Origin of the sequence: Klebsiella sp. BIGb0407, from assembly GCF_024807845.1 — a bacterium.
Classification (GTDB): domain Bacteria; phylum Pseudomonadota; class Gammaproteobacteria; order Enterobacterales; family Enterobacteriaceae; genus JGM124.
Window position 1 is genome coordinate 998,249 of sequence record NZ_JANUEQ010000001.1, and the last position, 15,457, is coordinate 1,013,705.

The 15,457-nt window shown below is 47.8% G+C and carries 15 protein-coding genes; 7 read left to right on the top strand and 8 right to left on the bottom strand.

What is annotated here, in order from left to right:
* Position 1: 1 nt before the first annotated feature.
* From ruvC to aspS, 4 genes are read right to left on the bottom strand one after another with little or no spacing between them, the layout of a single operon-like run.
* Positions 2–523 (bottom strand): crossover junction endodeoxyribonuclease RuvC, encoded by a 522-nt coding sequence (gene ruvC, locus M2387_RS04725; protein ID WP_259047493.1) that lies wholly within the window; start codon positions 521–523, stop codon positions 2–4.
* A gap of 43 nt (positions 524–566) precedes the next feature.
* Positions 567–1,307: a YebC/PmpR family DNA-binding transcriptional regulator gene (locus tag M2387_RS04730; protein ID WP_259047494.1), complete on the bottom strand. Its 741-nt coding sequence runs from the start codon at positions 1,305–1,307 to the stop codon at positions 567–569.
* A 23-nt stretch (positions 1,308–1,330) separates the two neighbouring features.
* Complete coding sequence (nudB, locus tag M2387_RS04735) at positions 1,331–1,774, bottom strand: dihydroneopterin triphosphate diphosphatase (RefSeq protein ID WP_259047496.1); 444 nt, start codon at positions 1,772–1,774, stop codon at positions 1,331–1,333.
* Positions 1,774–3,546 carry an aspartate--tRNA ligase gene (gene aspS, locus M2387_RS04740; RefSeq protein ID WP_259047498.1) on the bottom strand — a complete coding sequence of 591 codons (1,773 nt, stop codon included), beginning with the start codon at positions 3,544–3,546 and terminating at the stop codon, positions 1,774–1,776. Before aspS ends, nudB begins: the two co-directional genes overlap by 1 nt.
* Before the next feature lie 262 nt (positions 3,547–3,808).
* Between aspS and M2387_RS04745 the strand changes: the two genes are divergently transcribed.
* Positions 3,809–4,375, top strand: coding sequence for a hydrolase (locus M2387_RS04745; protein WP_259047499.1), 567 nt, complete (start codon positions 3,809–3,811; stop codon positions 4,373–4,375).
* Positions 4,372–5,190 carry a DUF72 domain-containing protein gene (locus tag M2387_RS04750; RefSeq protein WP_259047500.1) on the top strand — a complete coding sequence of 273 codons (819 nt, stop codon included), beginning with the start codon at positions 4,372–4,374 and terminating at the stop codon, positions 5,188–5,190. The genes M2387_RS04745 and M2387_RS04750 overlap by 4 nt, the downstream gene beginning before the upstream one ends.
* On the opposite strand, the gene M2387_RS04755 is transcribed toward M2387_RS04750, so the two are convergent.
* From M2387_RS04755 to M2387_RS04765, 3 genes are all read right to left on the bottom strand, one after another.
* Positions 5,147–6,307, bottom strand: coding sequence for a nucleotidyltransferase domain-containing protein (locus M2387_RS04755; protein ID WP_259047501.1), 1,161 nt, complete (start codon positions 6,305–6,307; stop codon positions 5,147–5,149). The genes M2387_RS04750 and M2387_RS04755 overlap by 44 nt on opposite strands.
* A gap of 565 nt (positions 6,308–6,872) precedes the next feature.
* The gene (locus M2387_RS04760) at positions 6,873–7,100 is read right to left on the bottom strand and encodes a YgdI/YgdR family lipoprotein (RefSeq protein WP_259047502.1); all 228 of its coding nucleotides are present in this window, start codon (positions 7,098–7,100) and stop codon (positions 6,873–6,875) included.
* Positions 7,101–7,113: 13 nt separating this feature from the next.
* Complete coding sequence (locus M2387_RS04765) at positions 7,114–7,347, bottom strand: YgdI/YgdR family lipoprotein (RefSeq protein WP_259047503.1); 234 nt, start codon at positions 7,345–7,347, stop codon at positions 7,114–7,116.
* 238 nt (positions 7,348–7,585) lie between these two features.
* Between M2387_RS04765 and M2387_RS04770 the strand changes: the two genes are divergently transcribed.
* The 5 genes from M2387_RS04770 to M2387_RS04790 all read left to right on the top strand — a co-directional run bounded on the left by M2387_RS04770 (position 7,586) and on the right by M2387_RS04790 (position 13,383).
* Positions 7,586–7,981: an MAPEG family protein gene (locus M2387_RS04770; RefSeq protein WP_259047504.1), complete on the top strand. Its 396-nt coding sequence runs from the start codon at positions 7,586–7,588 to the stop codon at positions 7,979–7,981.
* Between the two features lie 36 nt (positions 7,982–8,017).
* Positions 8,018–8,761 (top strand): carboxy-S-adenosyl-L-methionine synthase CmoA, encoded by a 744-nt coding sequence (gene cmoA / locus M2387_RS04775; RefSeq protein WP_259047506.1) that lies wholly within the window; start codon positions 8,018–8,020, stop codon positions 8,759–8,761.
* Positions 8,758–9,729: a tRNA 5-methoxyuridine(34)/uridine 5-oxyacetic acid(34) synthase CmoB gene (cmoB, locus tag M2387_RS04780; protein WP_259047507.1), complete on the top strand. Its 972-nt coding sequence runs from the start codon at positions 8,758–8,760 to the stop codon at positions 9,727–9,729. Before cmoA ends, cmoB begins: the two co-directional genes overlap by 4 nt.
* A gap of 66 nt (positions 9,730–9,795) precedes the next feature.
* On the top strand, positions 9,796–10,710 hold the full coding sequence (locus tag M2387_RS04785) for a LysR family transcriptional regulator (protein WP_259048293.1): 915 nt from the start codon (positions 9,796–9,798) through the stop codon (positions 10,708–10,710).
* 282 nt (positions 10,711–10,992) lie between these two features.
* On the top strand, positions 10,993–13,383 hold the full coding sequence (locus M2387_RS04790; RefSeq protein WP_259047509.1) for a TonB-dependent hemoglobin/transferrin/lactoferrin family receptor: 2,391 nt from the start codon (positions 10,993–10,995) through the stop codon (positions 13,381–13,383).
* Positions 13,384–13,523: 140 nt separating this feature from the next.
* Here M2387_RS04790 and M2387_RS04795 read toward each other — a convergent pair whose 3' ends face one another.
* Positions 13,524–15,452 (bottom strand): putative bifunctional diguanylate cyclase/phosphodiesterase, encoded by a 1,929-nt coding sequence (locus M2387_RS04795; RefSeq protein ID WP_259047511.1) that lies wholly within the window; start codon positions 15,450–15,452, stop codon positions 13,524–13,526.
* Positions 15,453–15,457 lie beyond the last annotated feature (5 nt).

Here is a 15,457-nt window from a genome sequence, read left to right on the forward strand (position 1 = left end):
TTTATTTTAATCGTCCCCGCGCCAAATTCAGTCGAGATGGACTCATTTGCGCAGCATTCTGCGTCACATGACAGTGTGTAATCGCGATAGCAAGCGCATCTGCGGCATCTGCCTGCGGATTAGCTGGGAGTTTTAGCAGCATACGCACCATATGTTGCACCTGGCTTTTTTCCGCACTACCGGTGCCGACCACGGTCTGTTTTACCTGACGGGCGGCATATTCAAACACCGGTAAATCCGCATTGACCGCAGCAACAATAGCCACCCCACGCGCCTGTCCCAGTTTCAGCGCTGAGTCCGCATTTTTGGCCATAAACACTTGTTCAATGGCAAAATAATCCGGTTGAAACTGCGTGATTATTTCACTCACCCCGGCGTAGATAATCTTTAAACGCGAAGGTAAGTCGGTGACTTGTGTGCGAATACAACCGCTGCCCAGATAGCTCAGTTGTCGCCCGGTCTGACGAATAACGCCATAACCGGTGATACGTGAACCCGGATCGATACCGATAATAATCGCCATCACTCATCACCTTCAAGCGGGCATCTTGCCCAGGCAGGCCCCATTAAAGGGTTGCCGCCACCTCGTCAGAAATTTCACCGTTATGGTAAACTTCCTGAACGTCATCACAGTCTTCCAGCATATCGATTAGACGCAACAGTTTCGGCGCGTTGTCAGCATCGAGATCGGCTTTAGTTGATGGGATCATAGAAACTTCGGCGTTATCCGCTTTCAGACCCGCAGCTTCCAGCGCATCTTTCACGGCACCCATGTCTTCCCAAGCGGTATAAACATCAATCGCGCCATCATCAAAGGTCACAACATCTTCAGCACCGGCTTCGAGAGCGGCTTCCATAATCTGATCTTCATCGCCAGCATCAAAGGAAATAATTCCCTTTTTGCTGAACAGATAGGCAACTGAACCATCAGTACCAAGATTACCACCACATTTGTTGAAGGCGTGACGGACTTCAGCAACGGTACGGTTACGGTTATCGCTCAGACACTCAACCATGACCGCAGAACCACCCGGGCCATATCCTTCATAGATGATGGTTTCCATGTTGGTATCATCATCACCGCCGACACCACGCGCGATGGCACGGTTAAGGGTGTCACGTGTCATATTATTAGACAACGCTTTATCTACGGCCGCGCGCAGACGCGGGTTAGAACCTGCGTCACCGCCACCCAGACGTGCCGCTGTTACCAGCTCACGAATGATTTTGGTGAAAATTTTACCGCGCTTGGAATCTTGCGCAGCTTTACGGTGCTTTGTGTTGGCCCACTTACTATGACCTGCCATAAAAATCTCCAAAAACGCCTGTATCAGGCGGCATCAATTATAAATTCTTCTATCGCCATCCGGTTGCTCCATGACTTTGTCATTTGAGCAGCCTCGGGTGCTGGCACCCATTTCCAGGCCAGATGTTCGCTAATGATAATCGAGCGCTCATGGGGAAGTGCCAGCGCAAACCACGATTCTGTGTTGCGTGTCACACCCGGCGCGTAGCGATGACGTAAATGCGTAAAAATTTCAAATTCCACGCTGCGCTCGCAATCAACCAAAGGCAGCCGCTCTTCGACAACATCGATAGCGACCTCCTCTTTTACCTCACGCTGAGCGGCAAACAGCGCGTCTTCACCCTCTTCAATACTGCCGGTAACCGACTGCCAGAATTCAGGATCGTCGCGCCGCTGTAGCATCAGCACCCGTTTCGTGTCTTGCGCAAAAATAACCACCAGAATAGAAACGGGACGCTTATAACTCATTAGTTTTTCTCAGCTTTTTTTATCACTTCAATACCCAGTTCAGCCAGTGAAACTGTGTTAGCAAAACTCGGTGCTTCAGTCATCAGGCAGGCTGCAGCAGTCGTTTTAGGGAACGCAATCACGTCACGGATGTTCTCGGTGCCGGTTAACAGCATGGTCAGACGATCCAGACCAAACGCCAGACCAGCATGTGGCGGGGTACCGTATTTCAGGGCATCGAGCAGGAAGCCGAATTTCTCACGCTGTTCTTGCTCAGTGATACCGAGGATACCAAAGACCGTCTGCTGCATCAGTTCATGGTGGATACGCACTGAACCGCCGCCCACTTCATAGCCGTTAATTACCATATCGTAAGCATTGGCAATCGCGGTTTCTGGTTCAGCCGCTAACTCTTCAGCCAGCATATCGCGTGGCGCGGTAAATGGATGGTGCATTGCAGTCAGTCCACCTTCGCCATTTTCTTCAAACATCGGGAAGTCGATGACCCACAGTGGTGCCCACTTGGTTTCATCTGTCAGGCTCAGGTCTTTACCAATTTTCAGACGCAGAGCACCCAATGCATCGGATACTACGCGTTTTTTGTCAGCACCGAAGAAAATCATATCGCCGTCGGCGGCGTTAGTACGCGCCAGAATGGCTTCTACGATAGTGGCGTCAAGGAATTTAGCCACCGGGCTGGTAATACCTTCCAGGCCTTTCGCGCGCTCGTTGACCTTAATATAAGCCAAACCTTTGGCACCGTAAATTTCGATAAATTTGCCGTAATCGTCAATCTGTTTACGACTCAGCTGTGCGCCACCTGGGACACGCAGCGCCGCAACGCGGCCTTTCGCGTCATTTGCCGGGCCAGAGAAGACTTTGAATTCAACGTCTTTAAGCAGGTCTGCAACGTCCACCAGCTCCATTGGGTTACGCAGGTCTGGTTTATCAGAACCATAGCGACGGTCCGCTTCGGCAAACGTCATGACCGGGAAATCACCGAGATCGACGTTTTTGATATCCAGCCACAGATGACGAACCAGTTTTTCCATAATTTCACGCACCTGAGGTGCGGTCATAAAGGAGGTTTCAACATCTATCTGGGTAAATTCAGGCTGACGGTCAGCACGCAAGTCTTCATCACGGAAGCATTTTACGATTTGATAGTAGCGGTCAAAACCAGACATCATCAGCAGCTGTTTAAACAGCTGTGGAGACTGTGGCAGCGCGTAGAATTTACCTTTATGTACGCGGCTCGGAACCAGATAGTCACGCGCACCTTCCGGCGTGGCTTTGGTCAGCATCGGGGTTTCAATATCAAGGAAACCGTGGTCATCCATAAAACTGCGCACTTTGCTGGTGATTTTAGCGCGAGTTTTCAGTCGATTCGCCATTTCCGGACGACGCAGGTCAAGATAGCGGTACTTCAGACGCGCTTCTTCGGTATTGACGTGGTTGGAGTCCAGCGGCAGTGGCTCTGAACGGTTGATAATAGTCAGTTCAGCCGCTAAGACTTCTACTTCACCGGTCGCCATATCTTTGTTGATGTTTTTCTCGTCACGCGCACGAACGGTGCCGGTGACCTGAATGCAGAACTCATTTCGCAGTTCAGCAGCACGCGCGAGAGTATCCTGGCTATCCGGGTCAAAAAACACCTGCACGATGCCTTCACGATCGCGCATATCAATAAAGATAAGACTACCCAGGTCACGGCGACGGTTAACCCATCCACAAAGTGTTACTTGTTGTCCCACATGAGTGGCATTAAGCTGCCCGCAATATACTGTACGCATTAGATATTCCTTAGTTAGCTGCGCGCGACCCGTCACCTGCGAAGCAGGTGCTTTGGTGGCAACTCTGTCAACTATCACGACTGTCTGAAAAAAGGGGGCTATTATACTGGAAATAATGGCGTACGATAAGCCCGAAACCGCCACGCAGAAAGAATCATCCCGGTAAGCTGATAATTCTCATAAATTTTAACAAATTTTGCCAGGATAACTCCCCTCATCAGGGGTAGTGTCTTGTTTATTCAGAATCGAACTGGAGTAAAAGATGACGATTTTTAATACAACCAACAGAGCACTGGTGGTCATTGATTTACAGGAAGGCATTTTACCTTTTGCTGGCGGCCCGAGATCTGCCAGTCAGGTGGTTGATAACGCTGCTGCTCTGGCGAAAAAATGTCGTGAAACCGGTGCGCCGGTTTTTCTGGTGCGCGTAGGCTGGTCGCCTGATTTTGCCGAAGCCCTGAAACAGCCGGTTGATGCACCTAATCCCGCTCATGCCCTGCCGGAGAACTGGTGGGTGCCTCCTGCTGATCTTGGGCAGGAAGCCACTGATATTGTGGTGATCAAACGTCAGTGGGGCGCCTTCTATGGTACCGACCTCGAACTTCAGTTACGTCGTCGCGGTATCGACACTATCATTCTATGTGGTATTTCGACCAATATTGGGGTTGAGTCCACCGCCCGCCACGCCTGGGAACTGGGTTTTTCACTGGTGATTGCCGAAGATGCCTGTAGCGCCGCCAGTACCGAACAGCATCAGAGCAGTATTAATAATATTTTCCCGCGTATTGCCCGGGTGCGCAGCTGTGAGGAGATTATTGCCGCATTATGATCTATGTAGGCCTTCCACAATGGCAGCATCCTAAATGGGCGCGTTCAGGGATCTCATCCCTCGCTGACTATGCCCGTTATTTTAACTGTGTGGAAGGCAATACCACGCTATATGCCCTACCCAATCAGGAGCGTGTTTTACGCTGGCGGGATATGACCAGCGATAGCTTTCGCTTTTGTTTTAAATTCCCGGCAACTATTTCGCATCAGGCCGCGCTGAGTCACTGTGATGATTTGCGCGATGCCTTTTTTACTTGCCTTGCGCCGCTGGCAAACCGCATTGGCCAGTACTGGTTACAGTTACCCGCCACCTTCTCTCCCGCTGATTTGCCGAAGTTATGGCACTTTCTTGACCATCTGCCTGAGGAGTTTACCTATGGGGTTGAAGTGCGCCATCCGGCTTTTTTTGACAAAGGTGAAGATGAACGGGCATTAAATCGGGGCCTGCACCAACGACAGGTCAATCGAGTGATCCTGGACAGCCGCCCTGTACATCAGGCGATAGCGCGGAATGAAGCAATGCGTGAGGCGCAGCGTAAAAAACCTAAACTTCCGGTACATGCCATTATGACGGCCAGCAACCCTTTAGTTCGTTTTATTGGCAGCGACGATAAAGAACAAAGTAGCGAGTTATTTACTATCTGGTTAGATAAACTCACTGACTGGGCAGCTCAGGGCACCCCCTACCTGTTCCTTCATACCGCCGATATTGGTGAAGTCAACGCCCTGCTCCATCGCTTATGGCCCCAGTTACAGCAGCGCTTTCCCTTCCTTAATCCGCCACCGGCTTTTGCTGAACAGGCTTCTCTTTTCTGAGTTCAGGCGCAAGCGTTGCACTTAAGTCTTTGACCTGTGTTTCCAGCAAACAAGTCGACTCGGAAAGTGTAAAAAATAGCTGTTCAATCAGGGAAACATTGCCTTTAAGCAGCGCTTCCTTGAGTGTCTGCTCATTCGATTCCAGATTATCAATAAAAGAGAGAATACAGGCATAAGGCGCTCTATCTGTGAAGAATGCCCTAAGCTCTGCGCGGGACGTGGGATAAATGCCGGTAAGTCGTTTTTGCAGCGGACGTAAACCGCCATGATCAATAAGTTTCGTCATGATGGCAGCGATATAATGCGCCCGGGGTCCGTAGCTTCCTTCAATAAGATAAACCCGGGCAACCTTCCGTACGGTAAAAATATTAATGATGATTCCTGCGATATCGTCATGAATATCTGGCTTAAAGCGAAGGCACCAATCCCCACTCACCCATTTTATGCCATGAGATAATCCATATCGACGAAACTCAGGATAGTGATTTATCTCAGCCAGGCTGTAGACCAATATCGTAAAAGGCGGGTTATCAGACTGAATATCTTTCACTGTGTCCAGAATATCCCGGCTGACCTTATCAACAATAATAAAGCTGTCGATATCGGAGCCCGGGCGCATTTCCCCTCTGGCAGCGCTTCCATTTAAATAGAAAGAGAGGAGTGATGAGCCCATTTCACGGGCAAGTCTTTTTTTTACCCCGTTCACCACAAGTGCGATGTTTTCAGGAACGGTATCATGCACCGAACCGCTGACAAGGACACTCGTGACCGGATGAGTCCTCTGAAGCCCTTCTGCCCTGCGACTGACAATTTCACTCAGGTGACTGACAGCATCTCTGAATGCGTCCTCAGAACAGGTCAGTTTTCCCTTATGCTGCAGCCAGTGATGTTGAATATCTATCAACCAATTTCGGTCAGAAATGTCTTGTTCACTAAACGAATGCCCATGGTCAGGGTTAAACAGGCAATTCAGAGCGTAGCGAACAGACCAGCCAAACTGCCGGACGCCCCATATATGGGTCTTCAGATTAAGGTTTCGAATATAGTACAGGCGGCAAAGATGATAGCAGGAAAAAATAGCTTGCCTGCTTTCCTCCAGTACATTTCTCTCCGGCATGGTTATTTGGAAATTATTCTTTTTATAAAGCCATTCAGAACACTGAAACTGCCATATAACCTGAGATGGGTAGTCCACTAACTCATGCTCGTAAATATAATTAAAAGATGACTCAGGAAACTCTCTTGATATATACCTTATTATCCGGATATCCTCCTGCGATACCGTACCGGCAAGAATTAAGTAGTAATGGCTCTCAGTTCTTGATGAATAGTCGGGCTGTCTTAAGTAAGAGTCTGTCGCAACAATGCCTGTTAGCCTGTTGTCCAGGTATTCAAGAGCAACGGAAACTAAGTAAGCACTTAAACAATCCTTATGCCTTAACATATCAATTCCCTTGATGACTTCTGTCCAGGCTCAGTATTAGCAGTGAATACCTATCGCTACAATATCCATTTTAAAAATGACCGTTATTTGATATATCCCTTTTCTCGCTATCCTGCCAGGCTGGCACAGTAATATGCCAGCACGTCCGTTCAGATAACTTCATTATAAAAAAATGCTCCTTACTCAGTCGCACGTTCAACTTTTGGGGAGCACTTCGCATGCTGTGACTTTTTACTGATTAATGAGGAAGTTCTGATATCTCTTTGACTTCCTGATTATTGATCTGCTGTTTAACCCCGTTGGCGTCGGTATAACCCAGCATGCCTGTCTCTGCTTCTTTTGGTTTTCCGTCACTGACAATGGTCCGACCGTCAGTGGTGTGAATGGCATAGCTGGTTCGGGTACAGCCGGTCAGGGCTGAGAGTGTAATTATCGCGACTACCGTTGAAAATACTAATTTTTTCATAGCAATTTCCTCATCAGTTATCCAGTTCACTCATATTGCTGATCTGATCCCGGTTTATCTGCTCGGTTTTTCCTGTCTGGGCGTTCTTATAGGAGACCAGTCCGGTTTCCCTGTCTATCTGTGGTTTTCCGTCGGTAACGATGGTGTGTCCATCCGTAGTCTTAATGGATTGATTCGAAGAACAGCCAGTGACTGCGAAAGCAAAAGATGAAGCCACTAAGATAAAATACAGACTTTTCTTAGACATTAAGTATTCCTTATGTTGGGGAAAAATTTGTATGACTCATTAAGCATAGACAGTATTAAGCCTTCCGCCTCTAAGCAATATCCTAAAAAACACATACCAGGACGATGGTCTCGCCTCTATTCCAGCGCCAAAATTCACTGTACTTCTACAACGTAAGCTTCTCTTTTCTAAGCCCTGGCGACAGCGGAAGCGTTGCACGCTATGATAGGAGGGCGAACGCTGTGTTTATGGGGTCTCTATGATTTGCGCGCTGTATGCCGTGATTACTGCTTTAATGCTGATTAAGTTCTCGTTTGATGTTGCTCGTTTGCGTATGCAATACCGCGTCTCCTACGGGGATGGAGGTTTCAGTGAGCTTCAGAGTGCCATTCGTATTCATGCCAATGCGGTTGAATATATTCCTATCGGCCTGCTGCTGTTACTGTTTATGGAAATGAACGGGGCTTTGGCCTGGATGGTGCATGTTTGTGGCATTTTGCTGGTGGTCGGTCGGCTGATGCACTACTACGGTTATCACCATCGTCTACTGCGCTGGCGTCGCTCCGGTATGAGTGCAACCTGGATTTCACTGGTACTGATGGTACTGGCAAATTTATGGTACATGCCGTGGGAGTTGGTTTTCTCCGTTTATTAACGCAAAATACGCCTTTAGAATTTCCGGATTAACCTTATGTCAGACCGCGATATGCTCTTTTCTGCCCCGATAGATAAACTGGGCGACTGGACTTTTGATGAACGGGTAGCCGAAGTCTTCCCGGATATGATCCAGCGTTCGGTTCCCGGCTACTCCAATATTATCTCTATGATAGGGATGCTGGCGGAGCGCTTTGTGCAACCGAACAGCCAGGTTTATGACCTCGGGTGCTCGCTTGGGGCAGCAACGCTCTCGGTACGGCGTAATATCCGCCACGAGGGGTGCAAAATTATCGCCGTTGATAATTCACCGGCCATGGTCACGCGCTGCCGTCGTCATCTTGATGCCTTTAAAGCCCAGACTGTGGTTGAAGTGATTGAAGATGACATCCGTAATGTCGTTATCAAAAACGCTTCACTGGTGGTATTAAATTTCACCTTACAGTTTCTGGTTCCTGAAGACCGGCAGCGCTTACTGAATACTATCTGGGAAGGCTTGAATCCCGGTGGGGCTTTGGTGCTGTCAGAAAAATTCAGCTTTGAAGACCAGGACGTGGGTGAGCTGTTATTTAATATGCACCATGACTTTAAACGCGCCAACGGTTACAGCGAACTGGAAATCAGCCAGAAGCGTAGCATGCTGGAAAATGTCATGCTGACCGACACGGTGGCAACCCATAAAGCACGGTTAAAACAAGCTGGCTTCGAACATGCTGAACTGTGGTTTCAGTGTTTTAATTTTGGTTCATTAGTGGCAGTAAAGTCCGGGACAAATGTATGATTGATTTTGGTAATTTTTATCAGCTGATTGCTAAAAGTCCGCTGGCCCCGTGGCTTGAAACTTTACCTGCACAGCTCGCTTCATGGCAGCGCGAATCCCTGCACGGTCAGTTTAAACAGTGGTTTAACTCCATTCATCACCTGCCTGACATCCAGCCTTATCAGCTTGATTTACTGCACCGAGTCCATGCTGAAACTCAGGAGCCACTGAGCCCGGGTCAGCAACTCGGTATTGAAAAACTGCTGCGTAATCTGATGCCATGGCGTAAAGGGCCTTTCTCTTTATACGGTGTAGATATCGATACCGAGTGGCGATCTGACCTGAAATGGGATCGCTTACTGCCCCATATCTCCCCTCTTGAAGGCCGTACTATTCTCGATGTCGGCTGCGGCAGCGGTTATCACCTGTGGCGGATGATTGGTGCAGGCGCACATCTGGCGGTCGGTATCGATCCGATGCAGCTGTTTTTATGCCAGTTCGAGGCGGTGCGTAAATTACTGGGTAACGATCAGCGCGCGCATTTACTGCCGCTCGGTATCGAACAACTGCCTGAACTCAATGCCTTTGATACCGTATTTTCAATGGGCGTGCTGTATCATCGCCGCTCCCCGCTCGACCATCTCTATCAGCTAAAAAGTCAGCTATTACCTGAAGGTGAATTAGTGCTGGAAACTCTGGTGGTGGAAGGTGATGAGAACACCGTCCTGGTGCCGGGTGAGCGTTATGCCCAGATGCGTAATGTCTATTTTATTCCTTCTGCGCTGGCGCTGAAAAACTGGTTAGAGAAATGCGGCTTTGTCGATGTCAGAATAGTCGATAGCAGTGTGACGACTTCTGAGGAACAACGCAGGACCTCCTGGCTGACCACCGAATCACTGTCTGACTTCCTTGATCCTAATGACGTCAGTAAAACCGTTGAAGGATATCCGGCACCGGTACGCGCGGTGCTGATAGCACGTAAGCCTTAATAGCAGAGTACTGGGGGTCAGGTTATGTTAAGCCCCCAGGCTTTAAGAAAAAGGAATCACGGCCAGGTGGAAAAAGTCGAGAATCTGATCCCGATGGCGGTTTTTGCCCGCGTCGTCGAGACCCTGAGCTTCACCGAAGCCGCCAAAAGTCTCGGCATGTCAAAGTCCTCGGTCAGCCGGGATATTGCCCTGCTGGAACAGCGGGTCGGCGGCATGCTGTTAAAACGCACTACCCGCAAAATCACGATTACGGAACTGGGGCTGAGCTACTACCAGCACTGCTTTAAAATCCTCAACGAACTCCGTTCTTCCGAACTGTTTATCAAAGAGTACTACCAGGAGACAACGGGAACGATCGCCCTGCTAGCTCCGGTAACTTTTGGCACCCAGTATGTGGTTCCGGTTCTGAATTCATTTCTGGAAAAAAATATTCACGCGACTATCGATCTCGATCTCTCGGATAAAGAAGTCGATATTAAAGACAGCCCCTATGATCTGGTAATTAGCGTGTCGCAAGACCCTCCCTTACATGAACATACCCAGTTTTTATGTTCTATTCAGTGGGGATTATTTGCCGCACCTGGTTATCTGGAAACGCTTAAACCACTACTGACACCGAAAGACTTACCCACCCGGGACTATATTTTATTGCGCGGCATCGCCCGTTCGATTTCACTCCCCTTCCGCAAAGATAAACAGAAAATCAGCATCAGCGTGCAAAGCCGTTTTCGCAGCAATAACAGTATTGCTTTAGTACAGATGGCGTTGTCCGGCCGGGGTATCGCCTATCTGCCAACCTATGTGGCGCGTGAAAGCGTTGCCGCCGGGAAACTGGTCAGAATTTTACCCGGCTGGGTAATGGACGAATATAAAATCTGGCTGTTATTTAAAACGAAAGACCGTGTAACATCAGGTATTAAACGCTTTAGCGATGAATTACAGCAACGGATTGCTGCCGCCGAATCTAAAGAAAACCGCTGAGTCACGCTCCCCCCTCCAGCCATAAAAACCCCTTCAATACCTCAGTGTCTCCGACGTGATGGGGCCCTGTGGTTAACTGGTTAATGATCAACCAAAATCAATCGTAATAATAAAAATTAATGAATAATTGTGAGCATTAATAGAAATGATTATCATTATGTTTATCATTTAGCTAATGTAATGATAACATTTCGTATGACTAGTAATGACGGTGGATGGCGGTATCAACACAATCATCCCCGCATAAAAAAAAACAAAAAATAATTATCTAACGGAGTTCACATGCATTTCCATCCTCCGCGATTTCAGATATCGCGCCTCAATAAACTGATTCTTTCTGGAATTCTCAGCAGCGTAACCTTAACGAGCTATGCTGCAGAAGATGGCCAAAATACGACGACTGAAGCAACAGAGGCTTCCCAGAAAAAAGCAGCAGCAACCGCAGATCAAATGACCGTCTGGTCACAAAGAATTGACCCTGGTAGCAAGGTTGCAATCAGTGCTGAGGAGATGCAGAAAAACGGTGTAAATGATTTCAGTAACGTTATGCGTTACCAGCCGTTAATCAGTGCAAATGGTTCTGCAGGTGGGTCATCCGCCGGAAAAAGTTCATACGATCGCGGGGGCTCGACCGGCTACAATATCCGTGGTCTGGATGCAAACCGTGTATCCATAGATGTTGATGGTGTGGAGTTGCCAACGGCGACTGACCGCTCCACCTCGCAAACTAACGGTCGTTCAGAGTATGGAAGCTACGGGATTGGCCGTGGTGACTATCTGGATCCGTACATGTATGGCTCTGTTGATATTGTCTCGGGCACTACTGAAGTCTCTAACCCGAATAACGCACTTGGCGGTTCAGTTTCCTTCAGACAAAAATCACCTAATAGCTATTTAAAGCATGATAAGTACAACTATTTCGGTTATCAGACGGGCTATGACTCGTCTAATCACAGCTGGCACAATGGTATCACCGCCGCCGGTGGCGATAACGACTTACGCGGTATTATTGTCATCAGCCGCAGAGACGGAAATCAAACAAAAAATCATGACGATGCGACGGTAAAGACTCCAGATGCTAACTGGCACTCTAACGCTGTACTTGCGTCAGGTATCTGGCAGGCGACCGATAACCATCAGTTAACCGCCTCTGTGGATTATTACCACAAAACCAACCATACCCATTTCCCTACCTGGAGTGGCTCGAGTTTCTCCGGGTATTCTATCACCGGCACCTCTTACCAGAGCAGCCAGACCCGACGCTACGGAACCAGCCTGGAAGATCTCTGGACGCCGGATGATTTTGCCCTTTTCGATGCCTTAAAAACGAAAGTTTTCTATACCAAGACAGAAGCGCATGATGCGACTTATGAAACACCGTCGACCATGACATGGACAAATAACGACACGCAAACTGTCGGTATAGACGCGAATGCGAATAAAGACTGGGGCCGCCATCAGTTCAGTTATGGCGTCAATGCAAGAACCACTAAATCCGTTCGTCCATTAACCCAGACAGGTAGCTCCATCATTCTTGGTCAGCCACAGGCTGATAGCGATGTGGCGAATCTGGGTCTGTACCTTCAGGATACAATGACATGGGATTTGAACGGACATGACTTCTCGGTAATTCCTGGGGTTCGCTGGGCATATCAGCGTGCCAAACCGAAGCACCAGGAAAACCTGATGTCAAATAATACCAATGTCACCGATACCAGTAATCTTTACGGTACGATGGCAGAAAATAAAATCCTGCCATCCATTAGCTTCCAGTATAAGCTGAAGCCGGATTTGGCTGCCTATGTGCAATATAAGCGGGGTATACAGTTCCCAACGCCAGGACAACTGTACGGTGCCTGGAGTCTGGGATACGGCGGAGGCTTCTCAAGTCCTTACGCTATCCTGAGTAGCCCGGAACTGAAAACTGAAACCAGTAATAACTATGAACTGGGCTTAAAAGGCCAGCTCATTGAAGGTGTTACGTTTGGCGCATCAACCTTCTACAACGACTATCAAAACTTCATTGGTATTACCCGTTACTCCTGCGCAACCAGCGGTAAGTGCGATGGCTACCCAAGCGGGATAAGTACGATTTATCAGTATGAAAACCGCGACAAAGCCTATATCTACGGTGCAGAAGTGAGTGCTAAATTTGCATTAGGCACATGGTTCAGCCAGGTTGATGGTATGAGCACCCGTGTGGCATTTGGTTATTCAAAAGGCGCAGCTAAATCCAGCTTCTCTGGAGATCAATACGTAGACCTGGATAGCGTGGCACCAATGAGAGCCATCCTTGGCGCTGCCTATGATGACCCAGCAAAAGTCTATGGTGCGGCAGTCACTGCAACCTTTAACAAAGGTAAACGTGCAAGCGATACCGGTCGAAATACCTACAGCAATGGGGCTACGCCTGTTAGCGGTTCAACCGAGTATATGAATGCGCCAGGTTATGGCGTGGTTGACCTGACCGCTTACTATAGTCTGACTAAAAACGTCAGAATCAACGGTGGAGTATATAACCTGACTGACCGTAAATACTGGGATTATCTGAGTGTCAGAGATATTGAAGAAGCAACAAGCACTAATGCCGGTACGGATCAAAATTACTATAACCAGCAGCTCGCTATCGCGCCTGGTCGTAATTTCCAGTTAGGCGTAAATGTCGATTTCTAAATCAGTATAGTTTTATATTATTTGAACCCGGCTTAAAAGCCGGGTTCATTCATGAATAGCAAGGACAGTCAGTACCACCATCACCGCACACTGAAAACAGTGCGGATAACAAGAGTTTACTACTCCTGTCATTTTTCCATTTAACCGTTTCTGATTTTCCGATCTATATCAGGCTGAGGTTTACCAAACAGATAGCCCTGTGTGAAATCACATCCCAGTACCTGAAGTTTTTCCAGCTGCTCCTCCGTTTCAATACCTTCCGCAACAACCTTCATATTGAGGGATTTCGCCATGCCGATGATTAGCCTGATGACATTAATAGTGTCTTCTTGTGTCGATATCGAATGTACAAAAGATTTGTCTATTTTGATTTTATCAAAGGCTATTTTGCTGAGGCGCGAAAGAGAAGAATAACCGGTACCAAAATCATCGATAGAGATTTTCACCCCCATAGTCCGCAGCCTGTTAAGCGTATTTATCGGCGTATTGTTCTCAGTAAAGAGAGAGGATTCCGTCAATTCCAGTTCAAGGCGCTCAGCGGGAAGTCCCGTTTCATTCAGAATGGACTGCACTATTCCGGCAAAGTCTGTGCTGCTTAGCTGGACAGGAGAAACATTAACTGAAATTTTAGCCGGAATCATCCAGGAAGCGGCCTCCCTGCAGGCCATTTCAAGCACCAATCTCCCCATCTCGTTAATCATGCCTGTTTTTTCAGCCACGGGAATAAAACTGTCCGGCGATAAAAGCCCCTTCAGCGGATGTTTCCAACGAATAAGGGCTTCATAGCTGTAAATTTCCCGGCTGAAGGAATCGACAATCGGCTGATAATAGACCACGAATTCTTTATTCACTAATGCCAGTGCCATATCATGCTCAAGGACCCGTCTTTCTTGCAGCTTTTTAAACATCGATTGCCGGAAAACTTTGATCCTACCCGCACCTTCATTTTTGGTTTCATAAAGGGCCAGATCGGCAAATTTATAGAGATAGTCCGGGCGGCGTTCAGTGTCTGAGATAACAATACCGACACTGCTCGTGATATCGATAATCGTGTTATCAATAGTGTAGGTCTGGTTGATAACCTTGCATATATTTTGGGCTTGTAAAACGGCACAGTTTTCCGTCAGGCCACTCGTGAGAAACGCAAACTCATCGCCGCCTAAACGATAAAGCGTACCTGAAGTCAGGCCCATTGAGATCAGACGGTGTGATATCTGCCGTAATAACTTATCACCAACATCATGGCCATAGGTATCATTGACCTCCTTGAATCCATCTAAATCAAACAACATCACAACCACAGAATGATTGCTTTTTACTGCGTTCCCGATGGTTTCATTTAAATTTGCCCAAAAGAAATGACGGTTATTCATTCCTGTCAGAGAGTCATGGTAGACGTCATACTCCAGTCTGGCATTCTGGACTTGCAGTCTTTCAGTTGATTCCTGCAGTGCCTCAGCAAGATTCTTTACCTGAAGATGTGCCTTCAGAATATTTCTGTTTTGATAAAATATCAGCACCCCCAGTATCGCACTCATTATTATCAGCAATACGGACGTCGCGGAGTAAATATAGTACAGGGTTTTAATTTTGAGGTTGGCATCATTAACCAAGTTGATATCCCTGTCTAAAACGCCGGACGACAGACGCCCCAATTGTGGATCAAGTCTGTGCATTATTTTGAGGTATGCCTGGAGTTCTGGGCGGTTCATACTCTCAAGATGAATATCCAGGTACTCAAGTGTCTTTTCAATCTGTAGAGCCAGTGCATCATGGGCCTTATTACTTTCTATGTAATTCCTCAGTGAACCTTCTTTCATTAAATCACTCTGGCTGAGCATAATATCGAGACGCATACGCACATCATCCAGCGGTATTGTCTCATCAATAATGTAAAGACCGAGCAACGATTCGAACCGGTAATATTCTGATTCCATCTGTGCCGCTGACCACGCAGCCTCATAGTGAGTCAGTTTCTGTAACTCTTGTTGTCTTTCATGCACGAGGAAAGAGATATATCCGGTAGAGATAAACAGGAGAGAAATGATGCCAGCCAGAATTCTGTTCATGTTGG